Genomic DNA, 1,036 nt, shown 5'->3' on the forward strand with positions numbered 1-1,036 from the left:
CCGGCTCACTGTTCAATCTTCTCCGATAGGTTTGCTGAGCTGTTTCCAGTAAATGATAACGTTCAATCCATTTAGCAATCATATGAGTTGCTTCATTATTATTCGTATTGAACCTAAATTTCTTAGAAACAAGATCATATTCGTTTGTCATCATTCCCATGACATTTTTTGTAAAGTCTTTAGGAAAGTAGCTGTAATAAATCATTTTTTATTACTCTTAAAGTGATTTTAATAAAGTGATTCTATAAGAGATTTATAAAAGATATTTAGTGAAAATTCTATAAAAAATCCTTAAAAACCCAAAAATTGCATTTTTGAAGTTTTTAAGCAGAATAAGGAACCACCTTTGGTGATTCTATAAATAGCAGTTCCCCCGAAATAGGCTTGACGACCGCAACTTGATCAAATATAAAACTTTTAGGGTCTTTGATTTTTTGCGTGGACTGCCAATCCATGAGCCAATTCTTTTCTGTTTGGTTCCTGGGTTGCCTACCCATGAATCAGACACACTCCCCCTTCTTGAGGATTGCCAGTCTTTGAGAAGCTTTAGTGGTGAAGCTGCGTGCGTGAGGAAACTCTAGCTGGCGCGGCTACACTAGGGGCTGGCGGGTGTGACTCCCGCTTTCTACCTGTTCACTCATTTTGATGAATGAACACCCTCCACTACCAAGGTGGAGGTCAGTTGGGCGACAAGGACACGGGATCACGGTGACGTGGCGGTGGGAGTAACTTCCCTCCTAGGCTGAAAGGGCCGAAACCCTGTATTAAAACAGACAGTCAGAGGGCTCACGGAATGAGTAACCTCGTGAATAGCTGATAACCAGACGCTTCAAGTCAAAAACAAAAATAAAGACAAGGGCGTAGGTTATACCCACAGGTGGGCTTTTGAGGGCATCGTGAGGTGTCAGGGTTGCAAGGCGAAAGCTGGCGCAATCGGTACTCGATTTTAGGTAGAACAGTGAATTTGTCGGAAGACATTCTGTTTTGCTGTCGAGATCAATGGATAGCTCAAGCCTGTAAGGTCGTCAACATGGTG

General features: G+C 42.2%; 1 pseudogene. It reads right to left on the bottom strand.

The window, feature by feature from the left end:
- Window positions 1–205, bottom strand: a pseudogene (locus tag FTV31_RS17225) (hypothetical protein); the annotation flags it as partial.
- Between the last annotated feature and the right edge of the window lie 831 nt (window positions 206–1,036).

Source organism: Acinetobacter sp. YH16031 (assembly GCF_013417335.1).
Taxonomy (GTDB): domain Bacteria; phylum Pseudomonadota; class Gammaproteobacteria; order Pseudomonadales; family Moraxellaceae; genus Acinetobacter.